20 protein-coding genes and 2 tRNA genes are annotated in these 19,661 nt (G+C 61.7%); 17 read left to right on the plus strand and 5 right to left on the minus strand.

Annotation, left to right across the window (positions count from 1 at the left end):
• Positions 1–786 (minus strand): class I SAM-dependent methyltransferase, encoded by a 786-nt coding sequence (locus VKT51_11835; GenBank protein HLJ84856.1) that lies wholly within the window; start codon positions 784–786, stop codon positions 1–3.
• Positions 787–857: 71 nt separating this feature from the next.
• Between VKT51_11835 and VKT51_11840 the strand changes: the two genes are divergently transcribed.
• Together VKT51_11840 and VKT51_11845 are read left to right on the plus strand one after the other, a co-directional pair.
• On the plus strand, positions 858–2,342 hold the full coding sequence (locus VKT51_11840) for an aldehyde dehydrogenase family protein (protein HLJ84857.1): 1,485 nt from the start codon (positions 858–860) through the stop codon (positions 2,340–2,342).
• A 122-nt stretch (positions 2,343–2,464) separates the two neighbouring features.
• Positions 2,465–3,559 carry a hypothetical protein gene (locus tag VKT51_11845; protein ID HLJ84858.1) on the plus strand — a complete coding sequence of 365 codons (1,095 nt, stop codon included), beginning with the start codon at positions 2,465–2,467 and terminating at the stop codon, positions 3,557–3,559.
• 34 nt (positions 3,560–3,593) lie between these two features.
• Here VKT51_11845 and VKT51_11850 read toward each other — a convergent pair whose 3' ends face one another.
• Together VKT51_11850 and VKT51_11855 are read right to left on the minus strand one after the other, a co-directional pair.
• Positions 3,594–4,097 carry a hypothetical protein gene (locus VKT51_11850; GenBank protein ID HLJ84859.1) on the minus strand — a complete coding sequence of 168 codons (504 nt, stop codon included), beginning with the start codon at positions 4,095–4,097 and terminating at the stop codon, positions 3,594–3,596.
• A gap of 1 nt (position 4,098) precedes the next feature.
• Entirely contained in the window at positions 4,099–4,767 is a 669-nt protein-coding gene (locus VKT51_11855) for a hypothetical protein (GenBank protein ID HLJ84860.1), read from the minus strand.
• A 51-nt stretch (positions 4,768–4,818) separates the two neighbouring features.
• Between VKT51_11855 and VKT51_11860 the strand changes: the two genes are divergently transcribed.
• From VKT51_11860 to lipA, 7 genes are all read left to right on the plus strand, one after another.
• Positions 4,819–5,415 carry a DUF1697 domain-containing protein gene (locus VKT51_11860; GenBank protein ID HLJ84861.1) on the plus strand — a complete coding sequence of 199 codons (597 nt, stop codon included), beginning with the start codon at positions 4,819–4,821 and terminating at the stop codon, positions 5,413–5,415.
• 265 nt (positions 5,416–5,680) lie between these two features.
• A complete protein-coding gene (locus tag VKT51_11865; protein HLJ84862.1) occupies positions 5,681–6,778 on the plus strand; it encodes a thiamine pyrophosphate-dependent enzyme in 1,098 nt (365 codons plus the stop codon).
• Positions 6,779–6,793: 15 nt separating this feature from the next.
• Positions 6,794–7,795 carry an alpha-ketoacid dehydrogenase subunit beta gene (locus tag VKT51_11870; GenBank protein HLJ84863.1) on the plus strand — a complete coding sequence of 334 codons (1,002 nt, stop codon included), beginning with the start codon at positions 6,794–6,796 and terminating at the stop codon, positions 7,793–7,795.
• 57 nt (positions 7,796–7,852) lie between these two features.
• On the plus strand, positions 7,853–9,166 hold the full coding sequence (locus VKT51_11875; GenBank protein ID HLJ84864.1) for a dihydrolipoamide acetyltransferase family protein: 1,314 nt from the start codon (positions 7,853–7,855) through the stop codon (positions 9,164–9,166).
• A 4-nt stretch (positions 9,167–9,170) separates the two neighbouring features.
• Complete coding sequence (lpdA, locus tag VKT51_11880; GenBank protein ID HLJ84865.1) at positions 9,171–10,574, plus strand: dihydrolipoyl dehydrogenase; 1,404 nt, start codon at positions 9,171–9,173, stop codon at positions 10,572–10,574.
• 6 nt (positions 10,575–10,580) lie between these two features.
• Entirely contained in the window at positions 10,581–11,264 is a 684-nt protein-coding gene (lipB, locus tag VKT51_11885) for a lipoyl(octanoyl) transferase LipB (protein ID HLJ84866.1), read from the plus strand.
• Between the two features lie 3 nt (positions 11,265–11,267).
• Positions 11,268–12,128: a lipoyl synthase gene (gene lipA, locus VKT51_11890; GenBank protein ID HLJ84867.1), complete on the plus strand. Its 861-nt coding sequence runs from the start codon at positions 11,268–11,270 to the stop codon at positions 12,126–12,128.
• A 141-nt stretch (positions 12,129–12,269) separates the two neighbouring features.
• Here lipA and VKT51_11895 read toward each other — a convergent pair whose 3' ends face one another.
• The gene (locus VKT51_11895; GenBank protein ID HLJ84868.1) at positions 12,270–13,070 is read right to left on the minus strand and encodes a biotin--[acetyl-CoA-carboxylase] ligase; all 801 of its coding nucleotides are present in this window, start codon (positions 13,068–13,070) and stop codon (positions 12,270–12,272) included.
• 48 nt (positions 13,071–13,118) lie between these two features.
• Here VKT51_11895 and VKT51_11900 point away from each other — a divergent pair, with 48 nt between their 5' ends.
• The 8 genes from VKT51_11900 to VKT51_11935 all read left to right on the plus strand — a co-directional run bounded on the left by VKT51_11900 (position 13,119) and on the right by VKT51_11935 (position 18,074).
• Positions 13,119–13,910 carry an MEDS domain-containing protein gene (locus VKT51_11900; GenBank protein ID HLJ84869.1) on the plus strand — a complete coding sequence of 264 codons (792 nt, stop codon included), beginning with the start codon at positions 13,119–13,121 and terminating at the stop codon, positions 13,908–13,910.
• Positions 13,911–13,982: 72 nt separating this feature from the next.
• A complete protein-coding gene (locus VKT51_11905) occupies positions 13,983–15,227 on the plus strand; it encodes a glycosyltransferase family 4 protein (protein ID HLJ84870.1) in 1,245 nt (414 codons plus the stop codon).
• Between the two features lie 35 nt (positions 15,228–15,262).
• Positions 15,263–15,712, plus strand: a complete 450-nt coding sequence (gene ndk / locus VKT51_11910; protein ID HLJ84871.1) for a nucleoside-diphosphate kinase — start codon at positions 15,263–15,265, stop codon at positions 15,710–15,712.
• Positions 15,713–15,716: 4 nt separating this feature from the next.
• Positions 15,717–17,078: a phosphopyruvate hydratase gene (eno, locus tag VKT51_11915; protein ID HLJ84872.1), complete on the plus strand. Its 1,362-nt coding sequence runs from the start codon at positions 15,717–15,719 to the stop codon at positions 17,076–17,078.
• A gap of 42 nt (positions 17,079–17,120) precedes the next feature.
• A tRNA-Ile gene (locus VKT51_11920) sits at positions 17,121–17,194 on the plus strand.
• Between the two features lie 16 nt (positions 17,195–17,210).
• Positions 17,211–17,283: transfer RNA gene (locus VKT51_11925), tRNA-Glu, on the plus strand.
• 23 nt (positions 17,284–17,306) lie between these two features.
• Positions 17,307–17,771: a hypothetical protein gene (locus VKT51_11930; protein HLJ84873.1), complete on the plus strand. Its 465-nt coding sequence runs from the start codon at positions 17,307–17,309 to the stop codon at positions 17,769–17,771.
• Between the two features lie 48 nt (positions 17,772–17,819).
• Positions 17,820–18,074 (plus strand): hypothetical protein, encoded by a 255-nt coding sequence (locus tag VKT51_11935; protein ID HLJ84874.1) that lies wholly within the window; start codon positions 17,820–17,822, stop codon positions 18,072–18,074.
• A 15-nt stretch (positions 18,075–18,089) separates the two neighbouring features.
• Here VKT51_11935 and VKT51_11940 read toward each other — a convergent pair whose 3' ends face one another.
• Positions 18,090–19,547, minus strand: a complete 1,458-nt coding sequence (locus tag VKT51_11940; protein HLJ84875.1) for a hypothetical protein — start codon at positions 19,545–19,547, stop codon at positions 18,090–18,092.
• Positions 19,548–19,661 lie beyond the last annotated feature (114 nt).

A 19,661-nucleotide genomic window follows, 5' to 3' on the forward strand; every position in this document is an offset into this window, starting at 1 on the left:
CTAGCCGGGGACCGTGCCGCGGATCGCCGATGCTTGCGAGCGGATCACGAACGGCCGATCCGGGCCGACGCCGAGATATCGGTCTCTCAAGCTGCGCATGATCGCAGTACGGTTGTTCTCTGATGCGGCCGCGACATATGCACCCGCCGGTCCCTGTCCGGCCAAGAACGGCGACCAGTAATCGTCGAATGAAGAGAACGTCATTTCGACCATCAGCGGCTCAACGGCGACATCTTTGAGATCGGCCTCATGCCAGAGCGCGGCGATGACGTCGCGACTCATGTTGGGCTGTGCCTCGCCTGGCTTGAGCGATGCGTCAACGCGATCGGCCTCTTCCCAAAACTGGCTCAGCATCGTCTTGCCTTGCGAATGATCCCATACCGTCGCCGCGACGGTTCCGCCGGCCACCGTGACCCGTGACATCTCCGCGACTGCGGCGCTCGGTTTCGCAACGAACGCCAACACGAGCGAGGCGAGACTAGCGTCGAATTCTCGATTACCGAAGGGCAAGCGCTCTGCAGCGCCCACGGCAAAGCGAGATGCCGGAAATTCCTTACGGCAACTCTCGATGAAGGACTCCGTGGGGTCGATTCCCGTGACGCTAACCCGGGAGTACCGCGCAAGAACCGCGGCGCATAGAGCACCCGTGCCGCAACCGACGTCGAGCACTCGGTCGCCATCGCGAATGCCCGCGAACTCGGCAAACGCAACTGCAAGCCGGCGGCTCCATCGTCCCATGAAGCGCTCGTAGCCCGACGTCGAAGAGAACATGCTCAACGATTCCATCGGCAAGAGAAGCTGCCTGCAAGTGTGAACCTGTACGGTCCACCTCGCGCCCCACGGCAAAGGAATCATGCATGGCTCTCGCGCTCGACAAGAAGACCTACGATCTGTTCATCAACGGCGAATTTGTGAAGCCGCAGTCAGAGAAGTATATCGCGGTGATCAATCCCGCTACCAATGAGGAGATCGCACAAGTTGCGGCGGCCGGCATTCACGATGCAGACGCGACCGTAGCGGCCGCTCGCGCCGCATATGCAGGCAAATGGGCCACGATGCCGCCGGCCCGGCGAGCGCGCGTGCTGTTCAAGATCGCAAATATCCTGACGGAGCGGACCGAAGAGCTCGCTCACATCGAAGTGCTCAACACCGGCAAGACGATTGCCGGAGCGAAGGGCGAGATCGGTCAGATCATCGAGCTTTTTGAATTCTACGGCGGCGCCGTGACCAAGCTGACCGGTTCGACGGTCCCTTCGATTCCTAACTACTTCAATTACACCTTAAAAGAGTCGCTCGGCGTTTGTGCCCAGATCGTTCCTTGGAATTATCCATTGCTGATGGCGGCGTGGAAAGTCGCGCCGGCGATCGCAGCCGGCAATACCGTCATCCTCAAACCTGCTTCGCCCACGCCGCTCACCGCGATCATCCTCGGTCAGATCTGCCTCGAAGCCGGCTGCCTGCCGGGCGTCGTCAACGTGTTGCCCGGACCCGGCGCGACCATCGGCGCACACCTCGCGCAACATCCAGGCGTGGACAAGATCGCGTTCACCGGCGAGACGCGCACCGGAGCCACCATCATGGAGCTCGCGTCCGCCACGATCAAGCGCGTGACGCTCGAATTGGGCGGCAAGTCGCCGAGCGTGATCTTCGACGACGCCGATATCGATGCCGCGGTCGCGGGGGCGGTGTACGGCATCTTCCACAACGCCGGTCAATCGTGCGACGCGCGCTCACGGCTGCTCGTGCACGAGCGCGCGTACGATGCCTTCATCGCGAAGTTCGTCGAAAAGGCGAAGGGTTTGCGCGTTGGGGATCCGCTCGATCCAAAGACGCAGGTCGGAGCGATCATCTCGCGTTCGCAGCTCGAGAAGATCGAGGGCTACGTGGGGATCGGCGCGCAAGAAGGCGCGCGCGTCGCATGCGGCGGCACGCGACCCGACGGAGCGCTTTCGAAGGGCAACTTCCTACTTCCGACCGTATTAGATAACGTGCGCAACGACATGCGCGTGGCGCAAGAAGAGATTTTCGGTCCGGTCGCAGTCGTCACGACGTTTGCCGATGAAGCCGAAGCGATCCGCCTGGCCAACGACAGCGTGTACGGTCTCGCAGCGTCCGTGTGGACGCAAAACGCCGGGCGAGCGATCCGTCTGGCGCACGCCATCCGTTCGGGCGGCGTCGCGATCAACACGCCGTTTTCCATCCACCCCGGCATGCCGTTCGGCGGCTACAAACAGTCCGGATTCGGCCGCGAACTGGCCATGCAGACGCTTGACCTGTACACGGAGACCAAAGGCGTCGTGATGTACACGGGCACGAAGCCGGTGAACCCGCTCGGAGTCTGATCCTCCCGACCTTGCCGCACGGCAGCCGCACGCGATGCTGCTACTTTGGCAGCATCGCACGGGCCTAGCCGCACGTCGGCGCGGCCCGCCACGCGCGGGCATCGCCCGGGGGAAGGTCAGCCATGAAAGATTCGAGAGCTAAGATTTTCGCCGCGCTGGCGGTTTTTTCGGTACTGGGCGTCGCCGCCGCGTGGATTCCGCCGGCGCGCGCGGCAATCGAGGCGGCGATGTCGTGCGCAAAATCCACACCCTGTCTGGAATGGGATAACACCTCGAGCGGCGATTCCGTGAAAGGCGTTTCGACGAGCGGCAATGCGATCCACGGCCAGACGAAGTTCAAGAGCGCCGGAAAAACCGCGGGGAAAGCCGGCGTGCTTGGCGAGGACCTGAGCACCACGGGAAATCTCGACGCCGGTGTTAGCGGCGTCTCCAAGAACGGTGCCGGCGTCGTAGGCACGTCTACCAACTGGAACGGCATGGAAGGCCTGACAATGGGAGCGGGAACGAGCGGCGTGTACGGCCAGAACGCCGCGGCCAGCGGCTACGGGATCGCCGGACGCAACGTGGCATCCACCAACGACCCGAACGGCGCCGGCATTTTGGCGGACGGCGGACCAAACGATAACGGACTGCACGCGGTATCGACGTTAGGCGTCGCCGGTTTGTTCAACAATCGTTCAGGTGATTTCTCACCGGCGCTCGGCGTTCTCGGCGGCACCGTCGGCACTGGAGCGATTGTGGTGGAGATCGAAGCCCACGATGGAAGCGAGGTGATGGGAGTCACCGACGTCGGAAACGTCTTCATACCAGGACAACTTTTCACCAACGGAACGTGCCAACACGGCTGTGTGGCCGGTCCTCATCAGACTCGCGCGGTGACGGAGTATACGCCGGCGGAATCCGAGCCCACGATCGAGGATTTCGGCGATGGGATTCTTACAAACGGCCGCGCCGACGTCGCGCTCGATCCGAAATTCGCCAATGTGATCGATCCAAACGCAACGTATTTCGTCTCGTTGACACCCGAAGGCGACTGCCGCGGACTGTACATCGCAAGTCAGACGGCGCGCGGCTTTACGGTGCGAGAGCTGCAAGGCGGTCACGCGAACGTGTCGTTCGAGTACCGCATCGTCGCGAAGCGCTACGGCGTGAACGCGCAGCGACTTCCCATGACTCCTGTCCGTCGCGGCATCGCCCCGCGTCTGAACCGATCGTAGTGAACGCCGGCTAAGCGCGGGCCATTACGTCAGCCTATGACGGCGCGGGTGCGTCGTCATAGGCGCGCTTCACATAAAGGCGCAGTCCAAAAAGTATGCCGACCGCGAACATGAGCGCAATCGCGCTGACGAGAGCAGCTTCGGGTGAGAGCCGTCCGGAGGGATCCGGCGCGGCGAGGCCGCCGGTGAAGTAGCGCGCGCCGAAACGAAATGCGATAGCCGCTACAAAAAGAAAGGCGCCGAACGGCGACGTCTTTACGAACGCCGTTTTCGCCGCTTTGTCCACGCGAACCGTGCTGTGCACGCCTTGATACCAGCCCAGGGCGGTTCCGGCGACCAAACCGAGCAGCATAGAGATGACATCGAGCGGCGAATCGACACGCTGATACACGATGCTAGCAAGAGCGATCAAGAGGACGATACCGGGAAGTATCCACAAGCTGCCGATTGGGATCTTTCGCTCGCGCGCGATTCGAAATGCGATAACACCGACGAGCAATAACCCAATTGCGATATTCACGTATATCTGTGGGTTCACTTCACGCATCCTTCGCGATGTCGGCGACGAGGCGATCGCTCAACCGCTCGATGATGTCGGCTTCCTGACGCGCGCGCTCCATCGCCGCTTCAAGCGTCGCGCACGCGGTCGCGCCCGGCATGGATATCGCCGATGTGTAAAATTTGTCCGGGGCTTGAAACAAGGGCTCGACGCGGATGTCGCGCTGTCCACCGTCGGGCGTGGCGAAAAGATAACGCACGCACGCGAACCGGCACGCTCCGCCGAGCGAATCCCACTCCGCGCGCGGGGGCGCGTGACGTTTCAGGACGGCGACTGGATCAAGCCCTTCCCAAGCCTGGATCGTGCCGTCGGCTTCGACTTTCACGCGGTACGGCGCGGGATAGGCGACGATACGCAGCGTCTTCTGGAACTCTTCACCGATCCGCTCGATCGCCTGACTTGCCGATCTCGGGCTTGTCTCGCTGGATTCGACCCGAGCCTGATCGATCACGAGGGTTCTGCCTTTTGGCGGGTCTGAGAAGAGAACGCCGCCCTGGATCTGCGTCAGCGACGGGTAATCGCGATGCAGTTCTTTCAGCAGCTCGCCCTGCATGCCGGGATCGAGCGGCGGTCCCGGCACGATGCGATAGAGGCCAACCGTGATCTTGAAAAAATTGAACGGCGCGAGATTGATGGCAGCGTCCCCCATCGGCGGACCATAAAGGTCCGCCCTACATGATCCGACGGTGGGGCGGATTCCATGTCCCCAGCCAAGTATCTTGGCGCGCAAGCCATGAAGGACGCCGCACGGATGTATTTTGCGTTTCTGCGCGCGGTCAATGTAGCCGGTCATCAGCCGGTCGCGATGGCCGATCTCCGGGCCATGCTTGCCGCGATCGGCCTGGCTGAGCCTCAGAGCATCTTGCAAAGCGGTAATCTGATCTTCCGGTCAAGCGCGAAGCTGACCGATGAGCTCGAAGATCTTCTCGAACGTGAGTCCGCGAAACGTTTGGCGCTGAAAACAGACATCATGGTCCGCTCGGCCGAGGAACTCGCGGCGATCGTCTCGGCAAATCCATTCCGCGTCGAGGCAAAGAGCGATCCGGGGCATCTGGTCGTGTTGTTCTGCAAGGCAGAAGCTGAAAAGGGCCGCGTGTCCGAGCTTACGGCAAGCATTACCGGTCGAGAAAAAGTCCGCGCGAAAGGCAAGCAGCTCTACATCTACTTCCCTGATGGTATAGGAAGATCGCGGCTTACAAATGTTGCGATCGAGCGAAAGACCGGCACGTCGGGCACGGGCCGCAATTGGAATACCGTGCTCAAACTCGCAGCCCTCTCCACGATAGTATCCGGGTAAGGCGCGTTTTCGCGCGGGCCGACTAGCGTCGGCCCCTTCAGCCAATCGAAATGAAAACATCAATCCGGCAGGAGAAACGTTAAGCTCCCGGGCCGGGTCGTGTGGGTCGCAAATTCCATCTTTCGGAGGGATTGGTCGAAAGAGAAACAAGAAGGCCCAGGAAAAACCGCCGCAATCTTTCGTTCTTTATACCCATCGCGTCGGGACTGCCGGGCTTCCTTATGAGGACTCGGGTTCGAGTGGTCCGCCGCCTACGGAGAGCACGATGCAGATCAAGCCGTTCACCGATACGCCGATCAAATATCTCGAATACGATGGCCGCCCGTCAGGCGACGTCAAAGAGCTCGGACTTTCCTCCGATGACTACCTCCGCATGTATCGCTGGCTCGTGTTCGCGCGAGCGGTCGACGATCGATGCTACATCCTCGTGCGCCAAGGCCGTTCGGGATTCTTCGCGCAGATCGCCGGACAAGAGGCGAGCCAGATCGGCAGCGCGCTTCCGCTGCGGACCCAAGACTGGATGTACGGCGACCATCGATCGCAAGGCAGCCTCATGGTCAAGGGGCTCAAAGCATCGGAATGGTTTGCGCACCAGCTCGGAAGGATGCTCGATCCGAGCCAAGGCCGCCTCATGCCGCATGGGCCGGGAAGACGCGACCTTAATATGCCGCCGCCCTCGTCGACGGTCGGCAATCAGATAACCGAGGCGGTCGGCACGGCGATGGCGCAGCACATCAAGAAAACCGATGGCATCACGATCTGTTACTTCGGCGACGGCGCGACGAGCGAAGGCGACTTTCACGTCGGCATGAACTTCGCAGCGGTCTACGGCTCTCCCATCATCCTGTTTTGCCAGAACAATCAATACGCGATCAGCGTGAAGCTCGAAGAGCAGACGCATACGAAGACCATCGCCGAGAAGGCGAAAGCGTACGGCATGGAAGGCTTCTTGGTGGACGGCAACGATCTGCTCGCGGTCTACGCGGTGACCAAGCATTGCGCGGACAAAGCGCGCGCCGGTCGCGGACCGAGCTTGATCGAGTCATACACGTACCGCTACGGTCCGCACTCCTCCGCCGACGACGACACGCGTTATCGGCCCAAAGGCGAGCTCGAGATGTGGCGCACGCAGCGCGACCCGATCACGCGCTTCCGGAACTTCCTCGCATCGCAGAAGCTCTGGGACGAGAAGAAGGAAGAAGCGTTGCTCGTCGACGTCAAGGCCGAAGTCGCAAAGGCGCTGGCTGAAGCCGAAGCAAGTCCCGTGCCGGAGATGATGACGGTGCTCGACCACACTTATGCGACGTACACGCCGCAGCTCGAGTGGGAGCGCAAAGAGCTCGCCGCCGAGCTCGGCGTCTAAAGGGGCTGCGACGAAATGGCAACCGTAGAAGTAGAAAAGAAAACGACGCTGTCCACCATGGTGCAGGCGGTGCGCTCGGCCATGATCGACGAGATGACGCTCGACCCCAACGTGGTCACGCTCGGCGAGGACATCGGTCCGCGCGGCGGCGTCTTCTTGGTCACCGAAGGTCTGATCGACAAGTTCGGCAAGGATCGCGTCATCGACACGCCGCTCGCCGAGCTTGGGATCATCGGCGCGGCCGTCGGCATGGCGATGTTCGGACTGCGGCCTATAGCCGAAATCCAGTTCATCGACTTTCTGTTCCCTGGATTCGACATGCTCGTATCCGAAGCCGCGAAGATGCGCTACAGGTCCGCCGGGCAGTTCTACTGCCCGATGGTCGTGCGCTCACCCTACGGCGGCGGCGTTCGCGGCGGCGGCTATCACTCGCAATCGCCGGAATCGTACTTCGTCGCCACACCGGGGCTGAAAGTGGTCGCGCCCAGCAACCCGTACGACGCGAAGGGGCTCCTCATCTCATCGATCCGCGACGACGATCCGGTGGTCTTCATGGAACCGAAGAAGATCTATCGGTTTCAAAAGCAAGAGATTCCGAACGGCGCGTACGAGGTGCCGCTCGGCAAAGCGGCCATCGCTCGCGAAGGCAAGCACGTCTCCCTCATCACCTTCGGCGCGATGGTGCAGCTCGCGCTCGAAGCGGCGGAGAAGATGAAGCCGCAAGGCGTCGATGTCGAGGTGCTCGATCTGCGCACGCTGCAGCCGTATGACTGCGACGCCATCATGACGACGGTCGCGAAGACCGGTCACGTCGTCCTGCTCCAGGAGGCGCCGCGCATCGGCGGATTCATGGGCGAGATCGCGGCCTATATCGCCGAGAACGGCGTCGAATACCTCGAGGGTCCGATCGTCAGAGTGGGCGGCTGGGATACGCCGTTTCCCTATGCCCTCGAGAAGGCGTACATGCCGAATGTCGATCGCATCAACCGCGCCATCAAGAAGACGCTCAACTTCTAGTCGTCGCCGCTTCTACATGGCGGCCGTGCGCCGGCCGCAGCCGAAGAAGGATGCAACATGGCAGTCGAACTGGAGATGCCCGAACTGGCCGAGTCAGTCGTCGAAGGCGAGATCGTGAAATGGCTCGTCAACGAGGGCGATAGAGTCGAGCAAGATCAGCTGCTCGTCGAGGTCATGACGGACAAGGTGACGGTCGAAGTGCCGTCGCCGTACGCCGGCATCTTGTTGAAGCAAGTGGCGAAGGAAGGCGAGGTCGTTCCGATCGGTAAGCCGATCGCGATCTTCGGCGAACCAGGCGAGAAGATAGACGATACGACAAAGCTCGAGCACGTCACGCCGCACGTGCAACCGGTGGAAGCGGCAACGCCTGCGAACGGCAAAGTCGAGCAGCAGACCGCCGCCGCCTCCGAAGCTCCGAAGAATGCGAGAGCCGCAGAGCCGGCAGCATCGACCGCGCGCGAAACGGCGGATACGTCGCTTGCCGGTAAGCCGCTGGCCGCACCCGCCGTGCGCAAACTCGCGCGTGAACTCGGTGTCGACCTCGCCGCGGTTCGCGGATCCGGCGAAGGCGGGCGCATTCAGCGCGGCGACGTCGAACGCGTATCGAAAGCCGGTGCGAGCGAGGCCGCTCCCGCCGCGGCACCGCGGGCCCAAGCGGCACCGAGCGCGCTTCCGGAACGCGTGCCTCTGCGCGGACTCCGGCGCAATATCGCGCAGCATATGGTCCATAGCAAGCACACCGCGGCGCACACGCTCCAGGTGGATGAAGCCGACATGACCGAGCTCGTGCGCTGGCGCGCGCGCAGCAAAGAGCGCGCGGCCGAGCGCGGCGTCAAGCTCACGTATCTGCCGTTCTTCGTGAAAGCCGCCACCGCAGCGCTCAAGAAGTATCCGTTCGTGAACGCTTCGCTCGACGACGCGGCCAGCGAGATCGTGCTGAAGAAGAACTACAACATCGGCATCGCCACCGACACCGAGGCCGGGCTTGTCGTGCCCGTGATCCACGACGCCGACCGTCTGAGCATCTTCGATCTGGCCCGCGAGATCGTCAACCTTGCCGAGAAGGCGCGCAGCGGCAAGCTTTCGCACGACGACATCACCGGCGGCACGTTCACGATCACAAACGTCGGATCGGTCGGCGGACTGCTGACGTTCCCCGTGATCAACCACCCCGAAGTGGCGATCATGGGAACCCACAGCATCCAAGAGCGGCCGGTCGTGCGCGACGGCCAGATCGTGGTGCGCAGCATGGTCTACCTCTCGCTTGGTTTCGATCATCGCGTCGTCGACGGCGCGCTCGCCGCGCGCTTCTTGCGAGAGATCGCGGATCTTCTCGCCGCACCAGAGCTGCTCTTGATGGAAGGGAACTAGTCGCGTGCCGACATCCTACGACGTGATCGTCATCGGCGGCGGACCGGGCGGATACTCCGCCGCTATCCGTCTGGGCCAGTTGGGCAAAAAGGTGCTGTGCGTCGAGCAAGAGCGCTTGGGCGGCGTCTGCCTAAATTGGGGCTGCATGCCGAGCAAAGCCCTGCTCCATGTCGGCGAAGTGATCATGCAGGCGAAAGAGCTCGAGCACATGGGCGTGACGTTCGGTGCGCCGAAGCTCGATCTCGCCACGCTGAACAAATGGAAAGCCAAGATGATCGACGACCTCGTCGGCGGCATCGGCTCACTGTATAAGTCGAATAAAGTCGAGTCCGTGTTCGGCGTCGCCGAGATCGTGGACAAGAGCACGGTCAAGGTAGCCAAAACTGACGGCGGTTCGGAAACGTATACGTGCGCAGCGCTCGTGATCGCGAGCGGTTCCGAACCCATTCCGCTTCCCAACATGGAGCGCAACAGCAAGACGATTCTCAATTCCGACGATGCGGTCACGCTCACGGATCTTCCCAAGACCATCCTCATCCTCGGCGCCGGCGTGATCGGCCTTGAGTTCGCGACGATCTACCGCCGGTTGGGCGCAGACGCGACCGTCGTCGAGATGATGGATCGCGCGCTGGGCGACACGGATCTTGAGATTTCGCAAACGCTCTTGCGGTCGCTCAAAAAGCAAGGCATCAACGTGCACCTCAAGACGAAGTGCGCGTCAGTCGAAGTACGTGGATCGAAGGTCGCGGCAAAGCTCGAGGGCGAGCTGACCGAAACGCGCGAGTTCGACAAGGTGCTCGTCGCCGTCGGCCGCCGGCCGCGCACGCCGAAAGGCGTCGATAAACTCGGCATCAAGATGGAACGCGGATTCATCGGCGTTGATCAGCGCCGCATGACCAATGTCGCGGGCGTCTATGCAGTGGGCGATTGCGCCGGCGGTCCGCTGCTCGCGCACAAGGCGATGAAGGAAGGCGTGGTCGCCGCCGAAGTGATCGCCGGCTTGCCGGCCGCGTATGATCCGATGGCGGTTCCCAACTGCGTCTATACCGACCCGCAAGTCGCGACAGCCGGTCTCTCCGAAGAACAAGCGAAGGCAGCGGGCTACGAGATCAGCGTCGGCAAGTTCCGGCTTGCAGCACTCGGCCGTGCGCGCACGGTCGGTATCACCGACGGCATGGTCAAGATCGTCGGCGACAAGAAGACCGATCTCGTCCTCGGGATTCACGCGGTCTCACCTATGGCAGAAGCGATGATCGGCGAAGCGGTGATCGCGATCGAAATGGGCGCCACAGTCGAAGACATCGGCCTCTCGATCCACGCGCATCCCACGTTCGGCGAGTCGATCATGGAAGCGGCCGAAGCGCTGCACGGCAAAGCGATCCATATCGTCAACACCAAGACAGGTTGATCCATCATGGCCTCAGCCGCGCTGCGTGATCTCGGCGTCATCGCCTACGAACCGGCATGGCGCATGCAGAAAGCGATGCTCGAAGCGCGCGCGGACGGTCTGATCGGCGACACCTTCCTCCTCTGCGAGCATACGCCGGTCATCACGATGGGCAAGTCCGGCAAGAAGCACAACTTGCTCGTCGCCGCCGAAGATCTGCGCCGGCGCGGCGTCGACTATTTCGAGGTGGAGCGCGGCGGCGACCTCACTTATCACGGTCCCGGGCAACTTGTCGGCTATCCGATCTTCAAACTCGAGCGCTTGCGCGAAGTGCAAGGCTTCGTGCGGCGCATGGAAGAGAGCATAATCCGAGCGCTCGCTCATTTCGGCGTGGAAGGCGTGCGCCGCAGCGATCATCCCGGCGTGTTCGTGCGCGACGCGAAGGTCGCATCGATCGGTGCCGCCGTTCGCCGCAGCGTCACGTATCACGGCTTCGCGCTCGACGTGTGCACGGATCTCTCGTACTACCGCTTGATAAACCCGTGCGGCATGCCGGAGGTTGCGGTCACGACCGTCTCGTTGGCTGCCGGACGCGAGGTCGGCATACCTAAGATGAAGCAACCCTTGCTCGACGCGTTCGCCGCCGTCTTCGATCTGACGTTCATCAACCAGCCTGAAGGGGCCGACTTTGTGTCGGCCCAAGTGTCGTAGCCCATGATAGCCCGCAAACCCGAGTGGCTCAAAGTCAAATTGCCGAGCGGCGACAATTACGAGCGCTTGCGCGGCATCGTGAAAGAACGCGGCCTCCACACCGTCTGCCAGGAAGCCATGTGTCCGAACATCGCCGAGTGCTGGGGCGTCGGTACGGGGACGTTCATGATCTTGGGCGACACGTGCACACGCGGTTGCCGCTTCTGCAACGTCAAGACCGGTCTGCCGAATCCGGTTGATCCGCTCGAAGCCTACAAGCTCGCGCGTTCGATTGAAGATCTAGGCTTGAACTACGCGGTGATCACGTGCGTTGATCGCGATGATCTACCGGACGGCGGCGCCGCTGCAATGGCTGCTGCGATCCGCGCGATACGTGCACGCACGCCGCACGTCAAGGTCGAGGTGTTGACTTCGGACTATCGCGGCGACCTCACCGCGGTGCGGACGGTACTCGACGCCGAGCCGGACGTCTACGCGCACAACATCGAAACGACGAGGACATTGACACCGCGCGTGCGTGATCGTCGCTGCGGCTATGACCAGACGCTGAACGTCCTCGATTATGCGAAACGGCAGCGCCCTGACAACTATACGAAGTCGAGCATCATGCTCGGTCTCGGAGAGACCGATGATGACGTCCTTCAGGCAGCACGCGATTTGCGTGGCGTCGGCGTCGATATCATCACATTTGGCCAGTATTTGCAGCCTACGAAGAAGCACCTCAACGTCGTGGAATTCGTGACGCCCGAGAAATTCGCATGGTTCGCGACGCAGGTGAAGCCGATGGGCTTTCATCAAGTCGTGAGCGGGCCGCTCGTGCGCTCGTCGTATCACGCGGAACAAGCGTTCACAACGATCGTCTAGAGTTTTGAAGGGGCCGACGCTAGTCGGCTCAGGTTACGTTCGCTGGGCCGACTAGCGTCGGCCCCTTCAAACAAATGGTTCGCTGGGCCGACTAGCGTCGGCCCCTTCAAACAAATGGCCCCTTCAAACAAATGGCCGCAACTAAACGGCGCGGACGTCGCCTAACGTCACGCGCACGTCGCCTTTCGAAGTGCGCAGCAAGAGTGCGCCATCCGAACCGACGCCGAGCACCGATCCTTCATGCGACACTGAACCGTCGAGTGCTTTCACTGCCACCGTCTGGCCACTGAGCGCGGCTTCTGCCGCCCATCGTTCGACGACGCGCGCCGGATAGCGAAGCAGCTCGTCAAACGATTGCTCGTACTCTGTGAGCAGCGTCACAAGCAGGGCGGTACGATCGATCAGCGATCCGGAGCCGTCCGTCAACCATGCGGCGTCGAGATCGGACGGTACTTTCTTCGGTCGATTGACGTTGATGCCGGCGCCGACGACGACCCGTGACGACGCACCGATGGACCGCGCCTCGCACAAGATCCCGGCACACTTGCGTGCCCGCAAAAGCAGGTCGTTCGGCCATTTGAAGGCCGTCGCGACGTGCGCGACGCGCTCTATCGCACCCCGTATCGCGAGCGCTGCCCAGAAGCCGACGGCCGGCAGGCTCGCATGGGGTATCTCGGTTGGAAGGATCGTGGAACAGAGCAAACCCGCGGCGGGCGGCGACGCCCACGAGCGGCCGCCTCGGCCTCTTCCGGCCTCCTGTGACTCCGTAACAAATGATATGCCAAGCGCATCATATGCATACAGTGACTCGAGCGCGCGAGCGTTGGTCGAGTCCACCGTGACCGAATAACGAACCCGACCGAACCTCGGCAACGCTGCGACGCCGGCCGCGATCGCGACCTCATCGAGCAGCACGGGCGGGAACGACGCATCGGCGGTCAACGGATACACCTCGGAAAAAGATGGAACGAATTCCGGAGGACAACGGTCTTGGCGCGTAAAGTGACGATCAAAGAACTCGCAGTTCGCCTCAACGTCTCGGTGCCGACGCTTCGCAAGTACGGCGAGTGCGGCCTGTTGGACGTCGACTCGGTGCAAGGGCGCACCAACCTCTTCGACGAGGAAGAAGCGGTCGCGCGCGTCGACGAGATCAACCGTCTCAAGAGCAAAGGCTACTCGCTCTCGCTGATACGAGAGAAACTCGACGCACGTCCGTCCGGGTTCGCGCCGCTCGATCTCGGCATCGCCGGGCCGAACGTCTCACACGGGCGCCACGTGCTCTACGTCGTGCAGGATCTTGACGAATACCACGCATTTGCGCGCGACTTCATCGTCAACGCGCTGCGCGGGGATCAGGCGGTCATGCTCGTCGTGCATCCGGATAATCGCGAACCGCTCGAACATCTCGTCGCGGCGAGCGGCTTCGATCTTCAGCAGCTCGAGAAGTCGAGGCAGCTCACGTTCACGTGGTTCGAGTCTGCGCCGGCGCACCTCGTCGCGTCTCAGCAGGTGGATGCATTCCAGGACACCGTCATGGGTATCCTCAACGCGGGCTGGCAATCGCTTCGATTGCTCGGTCACCCCGAGATGGATCCCGACGGCACGGATGACTCGGTGCTCGCGGCGTACGAAGCGCACATCACGCAGTGGGCGGCCAAACTCCCGATCATCGTCGTCTGCACCTGGATGGCGAGCAACGGCAACGCGGACATACTCTTACGGCTGCAGCATCACCATCGCGAGTTCGTGCACCGTGAAAGCGTGTTCTTCCGCGCTTCCTAGTTGACCCAAGCGACGATCGCAAAAGGGGCCGGCCGAGAGGTCGGCCCCTACGCATGTAGCGTACACCCGTGCATGGCGACGTCCTACGTGATGCTGTCGTTCGAAGGTCCCGACGTGTATAGCCGCGCCGGCGGTCTCGGCGTGCGCGCTGCCGAATTGTCGACCGCGCTCGCAGCGCGCGGCGCCCAGACGGATCTCTATTTCGTCGGCGATCCCGAACTCGCGCCGACGGAGACGCCCACGCCTGGGCTCACGTGGCATCGCTGGTGTCAGTGGATCTCGCGCTATCATCCCGACGGCGTCTACGACGGCGAGTGGGGAAAAGTGCTCGACTATCAGCGCACGATCCCACAACGGGTCGTAGACGAACACGTGAAGCCGGCAGCCGAACGCGGCGGCCGCGTCGTCGTGCTCGCCGAAGAATGGCAGACGACGCAGACCGCGATCATGATCCGTCAACTCGCCGATGTCGTCGGCTGTGGCGGGGCCGTCGATATCCTATGGAATGCGAACAACGTCTACGGTTTCGACCGGATCGATTGGCGGCGGCTCCAACGCGCCACGACGGTCACCACGGTAAGCCGTTGGATGAAACACATGATGGCGGCCGTCGGCCAGGATCCGCTGATCATCCCGAACGGCATCCCAAAGGCGCGCCTTGCCGCGAAGCCACCGCCGAAATATGTCGGCGAGATCTCGCGCGCGCTCGGCGCCGGTATCGGGCTCGTAAAATTTGGCAGATTCGATCCGGACAAACGCTGGCTCATGGCTGTGGATGCGGTCGCTGAACTCAAGCGCATCGGGCGCCGTCCGAAACTTGTGATGCGCGGCGGGTCGGAGCCGCACGGCAACGCGGTGCGCGAACGAGTGCGCGCACGCGGCCTTTCCCATCATGTCGTGCGCTCGGTGCCGAACGGTCTTGCAGCGGCAATTGCGAGCGCAGTCGAGGATGTGGTCGAACTGCAATACTTCGTCTCGGATGCCGATCGCGACGCGTTGTACGCCGCCGCCGACGCGGTGCTAGCGAACAGCGGCCGCGAACCGTTCGGGCTCGTCGGATTGGAAGTGATGGCGGTCGGCGGCGTGGCGGTCACGGGTGCGACCGGCGAGGATTACGCGCTGCCCTTTGACAACGCGCTGGTGGTCGATACCAACGACGGCACGGAATTGGCCTCGTACGTCGCGCGGCTCCAGGACATGCCCGAGCTTCAGAAAAACATACGGGCCAGAGGCCTGGAAACGGCTGCCCGGTTCACATGGGACCATGCCGTCGACATCCTCGAGCGGAAGATAGAGTACGTGCGGCTGGCGCGATAGCGTGCCTGCCGCACGTTCGCGAAAGGAATTCTTTAGTGGAACGAACGCTGCTGCTCGCTAAACCGGACGCAGTTCAACGCGGCCTGGTCGGCGAGATCATCTCCCGCTTCGAACGTCGCGGCCTGCAGATCGTAGGCCTGAAACTGCTGGCCATTTCGACGCAGCTCGCCAAAGAACACTATCGCGAACACGTCGGCAAACCGTTCTTCAAACCGCTTGTCGAGTACATCACATCGACGCCGGTCGTCGCCATTGTCGTGGAAGGTCCGAACGCAGTCGAATTGTGCCGCGCGACGATCGGCGCGACGAATCCCGTTGCGGCCACGCCAGGTTCGATTCGGGGTGATCTCAGCATGCAGGTCGGCCGAAATCTCGTGCACGGTTCCGACAGCGCGAAGAGCGCGAAGCGCGAAGTCAAGCTCTTCTTCAAAGCTTCCGAGCTCCTGACATACAAGCGCGCCATGCAGCGCTGGATCACGGAGTAACACAATGCCTGAACTCACCGCCCCGGCGATCGCGGAAATCCGAGCGCGTGAAGTGCTCGATTCGCGCGGCAATCCGACCGTGGCCGTGCGAGTGACGACGTCCGACGGCGTGAGGGCGGAAGCGATGGTCCCCTCCGGCGCCTCGACCGGAGCGCATGAGGCGATCGAACTGCGCGACGGCGACGTGAAGCGCTATCTCGGCAAGGGCGTCCTCAAGGCGGTCGACAACGTCAACGGACCGATCGAACGCAAACTTCGCGGCATGGATGTCACCGACCAGGGCGAGATCGACCGCACACTGATCGCGCTCGACGGCACGAAGAACAAGGCGAAGCTCGGCGCTAACGCGATCCTCGGCGTTTCCCTCGCCTGTGCTCACGCGGCGGCAGCGAACCTCGGCCTTCCTCTATTCCGCTATCTGGGCGGAGCGCAGGGTCGTGTCATGCCCGTGCCCATGATGAACGTCATCAACGGAGGCAAGCACGCCGACGGCGCGCTGCAGTTCCAGGAGTGCATGATCGTGCCGCTCGGCGCGCCTTCTCTCGCTGAAGCAGTGCGCTACGGAGCAGAAGTCTTCCATCACCTCGGCAAGATCCTGAAGAAGAAAGGCTTTGCCACAACGGTCGGTGACGAGGGCGGATACGCACCGCCGCTGACGCACATCGCCGAGGCGCTCGAACTGATCACGAACGCGATCGCCGCCGCCGGCTATAAACCCGGACGCGACGTCGCGATCGCGCTGGATCCCGCTGCCAGCGAATTCCGCGAGAAGGGCGGTTACCTCGCCGAACGTGATAAGCGACCGCTGTCGTCCGGCCAGATGATAGACCTTTACGAAAAGCTGCTGCGCGACTTTCCGCTCGTGAGCATCGAGGATGGCCTGGGCGAGGACGATTGGGCCGGATGGGAAGAGCTGACGCGGCGGCTCGGCGATCGGGTGCAGCTTGTCGGCGACGATCTGTTCGTCACGAATGTGGAGTATCTGCAGCGGGGCATCTCGCGCGGTGCGGCCAACGCGATCTTGGTCAAGGTCAATCAAATCGGCACGCTGACGGAGACTGTGGATTGCGTGCGCACGGCGCAAGCCGCGGGCTATCGGACCGTGATCTCGCACAGGTCTGGTGAGACGGGCGATACGACGATCGCCGATATCGCGGTCGCCTTGAATGCAGGCCAGATCAAGACGGGTTCGCTTTCGCGCAGCGATCGCGTGGAGAAGTATAACCGGTTGATGGCGATCGAAGCCGCGCTCGGCGAGAATGCCGTCTACCCGGGCGCATCCGCATTCCGCGCATCGGCATACAGCGGATCCGCAGAGGGGCAAGCACCGCTTGCCCCAACGAAGCGGCGCCGCGAATCCCGTTGACTCGCATCTTGTTCCTTCCTATACTATGGAGGTGGCCGGCGCGGGCCTGTAGCTCAGTTGGTCAGAGCGGCCGGCTCATAACCGGTTGGTCGCAGGTTCAAGTCCTGCCGGGCCCAAACGGTCGAACTGTGCGCCCCCATCGTCTAGAGGCCTAGGACACCGCCCTTTCACGGCGGCGACGGGGATTCGAATTCCCCTGGGGGTACATCGTCTTAACGAGCAACGCCCATGCTTCGAAAAGTTACTCTGATCGCCGTGCCGCTACTCGTGATCGCGGCGAGTTCGCTGTCGCCACTCGACGCGAGTACTACAGGCGTGCTGAGCGGGCATATCTTCGACGAGCACTTTGACGGCACGCGCTTGCCATTTCTTCAGGGGCCGGTGCGCGTCGACGCTTGTCGCGCGTTCCAAGCTTCAGCCTGCGTAGAGACAACGCCGAATTCGCGCGGTTTCTTTTCGTTTATTTCCCTCAGCCCTGGAGGTTATTTCTTGCGAGCAGCAGTGGCCGGAACGTCAATAGGATCGACGGGTTGCGCCCGATACGTCGTAGATGCCGATGGCCTAACGGTCGCTGATCTGGGCATGTATGACAGTTCCAAGATTATCGCCGACTGTTTCGAAGTGCAAACTATCTACCCAGAGACCACCGCGTCAGTGTACTCGTTCGACGGAGGCGGCTATTGGGAACCATGACTTCTCGGTGGCCATTCGCTTTGTCGACTGCCGACTTGCGATGGAACAATGACTCTATCTGATTGGAGCTCGCTGTTCTTTGCCCGATTGGGCGAGAAGACAAAGGGATTCGCGGCGCCATCGGGCCCCGATGAAGACGGTCACTATGCAACAAAGCTTAACGGCAAGGATCTTTTTGTGATGGGCTGCGATGACTGTTTTGCAACCGTGTGGTTTGAAGGTTCTCCCGTTTGCGACTATTCAAACGCATCCGCCACCGACGCCAAAGAAGCCGCGTTGTTCATCGCGTCCGCGGCCGCGTAGTTCGAAGTTCGATCGTCACCTCGCGCTGCCCGCTGGCGTAAGGAACAGCTTGAGATCCGGATAGTCGATGACGATGTTGAACGGGCTGAGCACGCCCTCGCCGAGTATACCTTCGGCACCGGTGTTGAATGACTCACCTTGCGGAAATCCCAGCGGCATAACCGGAACGAGATCTTGTTCGAACGGGCCAACCTTCAAACTGTGAAGCCTTCCGGCCTCGGCGAAAGAGGGCGTATTGAAGCTGATGATCGTGCCATCCGAATCGGCGACCTCTGGGTGACGTTTCATGTAGATCTGCCACAACGCGACCGACGATTGGAAACTGGGCGATAGCAGCATGTATGCCCGCTGCTTATCATTGAACGTCACGATGGTCTGCGCGATTCCCTGATCCAAGGCGATCGGCAGCGGATACGCGTTTGGCGGCGCATGAAACTTGGCGGGGTCCGAAAATGTTATCGTCTTCCAGTCGAAATTCACCGATGTGATAGCCTTTGCAAAGAGATCGAGCCCGATATACCCATCGAAGGGCGTAAATCCATCAGCGAGATTGTTGCTAAAGACTTCGACTTGGACGTTGTTCAAAGCGAGTCCGCCGATTTGAATCGCAGCCTTCTTCGTGCTGACGAGATCATCGGGATTGAAAAAATCAAAGCGAGCGTCGGTGGAATCGACCAACCTTGCTCGTTCAGCCATCAAAGGATCCACGGAAATCCCGCTGATCATCGTATCGATGGCGAAATGGCCCGAATAGCCGTTAATAGACGCATTCACGATGATGCCGCCATGAGGATCGAACGGTACGGTGACGCTCCCGCCTGTTGGGAACGAGATGTAGTTCTGGGGCGGCGGAGCGGATAGTTCGTCGGCGGCGACCGGTACATCCCAATCGAACTTTGTGACCGAGATCGTGTCGCCGTTGATGCGTCGTGTCGTCGCGACCTGAACCGCTCCGAAGGTCTTGTAATCGGCGTACTCTTCGCGTATGGCGTCGCCATCTGGATCGACGATGACCTGGTCCACAAGCCATGTCATTCGATCAAAATACACGTCGGCAGGCATCCCGCCGGCGGGATGGATGCGCACGACATACGCGCTCCGAGTCGTGTCATGGAGCTCTGCGGAGAGCGACGCATCGTATCCCTCAGAATCCACGACCGCCCACGACACATCGAACGGCCGAGAATAGCCGCCGTCCGCGGTCACTGTGTCGTTCGCAGAACCACGCCAAAAATCCGAACCGTCGAAGCCGTTGGTCGTGACGCCGCCTGCGTACGTCCTGTCTTCGCGATACAGCGCGCCGGCTCGCCTGAGCGTCACGAGCGCTGCGTGGCGGCCGCCGTTGAAATCAACCCACGAATCCGAACTCTTCATCACGAACGCTTTTGCACGGCCGTCGCTCAACGAATAGCCGACAGCGGTTGCATGTTTCACAAAGATCATTGCGGGCGTGATGTCCTCGGCGCGCGACATGCTGGTGCCCGCCACTACAAATGCTAGCATCGCCGCAAATAAAAATATCGGTGTCCGCATAGAAGCGCCCCCAAACCGATGTCCTTGCACGTCTACTTTGACACCCTCTGGCCC

This window comes from Candidatus Eremiobacteraceae bacterium (assembly GCA_035295225.1).
GTDB lineage: Bacteria > Vulcanimicrobiota > Vulcanimicrobiia > Eremiobacterales > Eremiobacteraceae > JABCYQ01.